Origin of the sequence: Nodosilinea sp. LEGE 07088, assembly GCF_015207395.1 — a bacterium.
Taxonomy (GTDB): domain Bacteria; phylum Cyanobacteriota; class Cyanobacteriia; order Phormidesmidales; family Phormidesmidaceae; genus Nodosilinea.
On sequence record NZ_JADEWX010000281.1, the window covers coordinates 1 to 4,953 of the forward strand.

Annotated in this window: 2 protein-coding genes and 1 pseudogene; 1 reads left to right on the forward strand and 2 read right to left on the reverse strand. The window is 58.0% G+C overall.

Annotated elements, in window-relative coordinates:
• A partial coding sequence (locus IQ254_RS33330; protein ID WP_193969746.1) for an AAA family ATPase occupies window positions 1-2,482 on the reverse strand: 2,482 nt, incomplete at its 3' end.
• A 251-nt stretch (window positions 2,483-2,733) separates the two neighbouring features.
• Between IQ254_RS33330 and IQ254_RS29705 the strand changes: the two genes are divergently transcribed.
• The gene (locus tag IQ254_RS29705) at window positions 2,734-3,171 is read left to right on the forward strand and encodes a resolvase (RefSeq protein WP_313887613.1); all 438 of its coding nucleotides are present in this window, start codon (window positions 2,734-2,736) and stop codon (window positions 3,169-3,171) included.
• 950 nt (window positions 3,172-4,121) lie between these two features.
• Here IQ254_RS29705 and IQ254_RS29710 read toward each other — a convergent pair.
• Window positions 4,122-4,827, reverse strand: a pseudogene (locus tag IQ254_RS29710) (ISKra4 family transposase); the annotation flags it as partial.
• Window positions 4,828-4,953 lie beyond the last annotated feature (126 nt).

The window sequence follows — 4,953 nt, forward strand, 5'->3', positions numbered from 1 at the left end:
CGTTGGCCAACTCCTGGAGGCGAGTCTGGGTGCTGGTCAGCTCCTGCTGAAATTGGCTGAGCTGGGCTTCAAGGGTGGCCCGCTGCTGGGCCTGCTGGTGCTGCTGGCTCTGCTGCTGTTCGCCCGCCAGCTGGAGTTCACGGTACTGCTGGCGCTGGGTAATCAGGGTTTGGGAGAGGGTTTGCAGGGTGCTAGAGGTGGCATTGAGGTCGCGATCGCAGCGTTCTAGCATCACCTCAATATCCCCCAGTCGCTGGCGCAGGGCCTGGGCCTCGGTCGATTCGGCGGGTTCTACGGTGCCAAAGTGCAGGCTGCCCGATCGCGTCGATACGTTGCCCCCGGTCATGGCCCCGCTGGTTTCCAGAATCTCCCCCTCCAGGGTGACGATGCGGTAGTTGCCCAGGTGCTGCCGCGCCGAGGCCAACGTGTCGAACACCACGGTGCTGCCAAAGGTGTAGCCAAAAATATCGCGGTAGCGGGGGTCACAGTCGATCAGGTTGACGGCGTAGTCGAGGAAGCCGTCGGGCCGCTTCCAGTCGGGCACGGGGGTAAACCGGGGGGCGCGAATTTTGTTCAAAGGCAAAAACGTGGCCCGCCCGGCCCGCCGCTGCTTGAGAAACTGAATCCCCTGGGCGGCCACCTGGTCGGTCTCGACCACCAAATACCCCAGACGGGCTCCGGCGGCGATCTCCAGGGCCAGCTGAAACTTGGGCTCAACCTTGCCCAGCTGGGCCACCAATCCGTCGATGCCCGCGATGCCGCTTTCCAGCAGCAGCTTGGTGGCGTGGGTGCCCTGACTCTCTTGCATAGCCTGGGTTTGGGCCTCGAGCTTGTCGAGCTCGCGCTGTTTGTCGCGCTGCTCTTTGAGCAGGCGGGTCTGGGTGTCGCGCTGCACCGACAGCTCAGCTTCGGCGGCGGCAATCTTGGCGGCAGTCGCCTGCATCTCCTGTTCGGCTGTGGTCAGCTGCTGGGGCAGACCGGCACTGCCGTCAGCCTCGGTCGCAATATTTCCCAGGTTGCTGCGCTGCTCAGTCAGGGTGGCGATCTGCTGCTCTAGCTGGCGCAAACGCTCTTGTAGACGAATTTGCTCGGCTCGCTGGGGCTCGATGTTACCCCGCAGGGTTTCGATCGCCTGACGCAGCTGGCTCTGCTGCTGAATGCTGGTCTGGGAGGCGGAGGCGATCGCTAGGGTTGCCTGACGACGCTCTTCGAGGGCCTGCTGCACCTGATTTTTAGCCTCGGCAAGGGCAACTAGCTCCCCAGTGGTAAGGGCGTCAATCGTCTGCCCCGTCTGTTCTAGCTCGCGCTGCTGCTGCTGGCGGGCAATCTCGGTATCGCGACGCTGGGCGGCGGCCTGGTTGGTGGCGGCGCGGTTTTCTTGCTCTTGGCGCTGAAGCTGACGCAGCTCGGCTTCGTGGGTGGCGACCTGGGCTTGCAGGGCCAGGTGCTCGTCTTCGCCCAGGTTCCGAATGCGGGCGTTGAGGGTGGCGAGTTCGGCGTCGAGGGCGGTGATCGCCCCCTGGCCCTGGGTAATCGCTTGGGCCAGCTGAGTCGATGTTGCTTCACCCTGCTCTAGGGTTTGGTGCAGGGCCGCGATCGCCCGCTGTTGGCTCTGCCACAGCAGCACCGCCTCCCACTGGCTCTTAACCTGAAAGGTCTCCTTCAACCGCTGGTACTTTTCGGCCTTTTGGCGGTCTTGAGCCAGTCGCTCCAGCTGGGTCTGGAGTTCGCGTTCCACGATGTGAAAGCGCTCTTCGTGGTCGCGTACCGCGTCTAGCTTGCCCCGGGCCTGGTCAATCTTGCGATCGAACGCCGCCACCCCGGCCAGCTCATCGATAATTTCCCGCCGCTCGCGGGAGTTCATGGAAATAATGCTGGTGACGTCGCCCTGAAGCACGACGTTGTAGCCCTCGGGGTAGACGTGAAAACGCTGTAGCTGCTCGTGGAGCTGACTGAGGGTGCAGGGCTCACCGTTGATGTAGTAATTAGAGGTGTAGGTACCCTGGTTAGTGACTCGCAATCGGCGGGTCACACTCCACTCGCGGCCCATGGGCAGGGTCACTACATTCTCTGGGTTAGCGCCTTCTGCCTCAGAAATCTGAATAGTGGGTGAATGGCCGTTGTGGCCATTCGACCCGGCTGGACTGCCGTGACCGTTCTGCTCTGGCCCTGACGGTTCACCCCCATCATGGCCATCTATCATCAGCTCAGCCGCCACATCGCTGAGATCGAACGTGACCGTAACGCTGGCTTCAGAGGTAGAGCGCCGACTCATCTGGTTTTGGTTGACCAGATCGGGCAGGCGATCGGCCCGCATACCCTTGGAGCTAGCTAGCCCCAGACCAAACAGCAGCGCATCTAAAATATTTGACTTGCCCGAGCCATTGGGGCCAGAAATAACCGTAAACCCAGGCAGTAGAGGTACCTGGGTCGTGCCGCCGAACGACTTGAAATGGGATAACTCGACACGCTTAATGTGCACTAGCCAGCGTTACCTTGGGCTCAAAACAAGCGTACTATAGTTCAAGGGTTTTAGCTACCCTCACGACTAGTTAGGATCCACAGCACTCTCTGGCGCTGCTGCCGACTAAGTTTAGTGCAAATCCTTGAGTTTGTACGCTAGATAGCGGGGAAGCCACCATAACTTTCTTGACCCGCCCTGGGGCGACATCTTTTTCTGAGAGAACTCGGCCAGAGTGGCACAATGAAGTGGCAAACCTATCTCTTGCCTCTGTGAGTGAGTCTCCCCCGTCCTCTCTGTCTCAACCGGTGATTTTGGGCTTTGACCCCGGACGGCAAAAGTGTGGTCTGGCCATTATGGGGCTCGACCGGGTGCTCTATTACCAACAGGTGGTGGCTGCCTCTGGGGTAATCGAGGAGATTGCGACTCTGCGCCAAAAATTCCCCATTTCTATGATTGTGCTGGGCGACCAAACCGCCTCCCAGGGCTGGAAAGATACCCTCAGTCAGCTGCCCGATTCGCCGCGCATCATGCTGGTAGATGAGCGCTATACCACCCTAGAAGCCCGCGATCGCTACTGGCAGATGTATCCGCCCTCGGGGCTGGCGGGCCTAGTGCCCCAATCGCTGCGCACGATTCCTCGCCCCATCGACGACGTTGTGGCCATTTTACTGATCGAGCGCTATCTCAATCGGCTGACAGGCGATTAGATCGCTCAAGTGTCGTACTCCCCACCGGCATCGCTGCCTGGTTGACCGAACCCACACCACAACCAACCCCTGCTATTGGACGAACGGCAACGGCGGTGGTTGGCCGCTTTAGAAGCCAACCGAGTGGGGCATGGTGGAAGCCTACGCGAGGTCGGAAGAATGATCTGCCTGGGTGGAGGAACCTTTGGTGTGGACGAAGGAAAGGTTTGAGCAGGCTGGAGCTGCTACCGAGGGATGAAAAGAACCTTTCAGCGGGTGAAATAAAGGTTTCACGGGGGCGAAGGAAGGGATCGCAGAGACTGATGAAGGGTTTGGGGTAGCGGATGAACTTTAGCCGTGATGCAAGGAAGGGTATGGGGCCAGAAACCGGGTTTCTGGGGGGTGTGCAAGGGTTAAATGCAACCCGGCAAAGAAACCCGGTTTCTAAATTCAGGGTTTATGCCAACGGTAACAATTCTTACTTGCGCCCGGTGCGCGATTGGACTAAATTACTGAGCTAAGGCTGTGTGCGTGCAGTCTGAACGTCCCAAAAATTTGGTCGAGCGCCACTGGAAGGAGATTAGGCCCTCCAACCAGTGGCTGACCCCCAAGCCTGATGCTCCGTCCATCAGGCCTACTATCTCAGCTCTGTCGCAACCACGGCCAGACTCTGGAACGACATCGTGCGTGGGCATTGGAGCATTCAGAATCAATTGCATTGGCCCAAAGACATGGTTCTTCATGAGAATAAGACCTATGGTCGAGACTCGAATGCGTTGCTCAGTGCTTCGCTGTTTCGGTCCATTACTATTAACTTACTCCGACTGAATGGGCTCAATTCGCTCACTTCCGCTCTACGAGAGCTTGCCAACCAGGTGGAGCAAGTTTTCCATTTCTTACAATGAATCAACCCTGGGTGCAGCGCGGTTGTTGGGCGACTTGGCAACGGGTGCATCCCAGTCTCGTAAGACTCATTCTGAGAAGTAGCCGTTTAGATAAGCACATCGCTGTCGCAGCACTTGTTGCACGTTATCTTCGTCCCAGTGAGCTCCTGAAATCTTGATTCGACGTCCAATTTGCTTGACCGTTGACTCAATTGCCCCCGAGCTGCAAATACGCAGGAGCCAATGGACATGCCCTCGGCTTGGTAGTAGGCGTAGTTGACGATACGGTGTCGATGTTTGGCCAGATAGGCGATAAACCGGTCAACTTGCTCATGGGGCCAGTCATCGAACTGCCTAACGGCTCCCTCAAGATCGCCTCGCCACAGACAGGTCTCCACGGCATCCAGCCGGTGTTGTGACCCGCCGACCTGACCCAAATTTTCTATCAGGTGATACCAGTCTAAAATCTCAAGTCGTTGCACTGGCGGTGCGATCTGGGCAAAGAGATTCCAGATCCCGTCGTGCCCATCGCCTAAGCACACCACCGGAGACGCCAGTGGCTGCTGGTTGATCCACTCGACTAAGGCATCATTCTGTCTAAAGAACGCCGCAACACAGCCTTGATGCAGGTTAACGGCCTTATAGTCGCGCCAATCACTCCGTTGACCTTTGGGCGTCCGTAATCGCACTTTGCCCCATTAATGCTCATCTCTTTAACGCCGCCATCTCCCGCCTCAGACGGGAAATCGTGACGATGCACGAGCCGCTGCTGAGTACTCTTGGAGACCGATAAGTAGCTAGGCGCAATTAAATATAAAACGTTCCAGTGGGTAATCTCCGGTTCTACTACGTGCCTCCATGCCCTCAATGACGGTCATGGCCAGGTCATATTCGTTATCAAACATCTGCCCGGCAATCT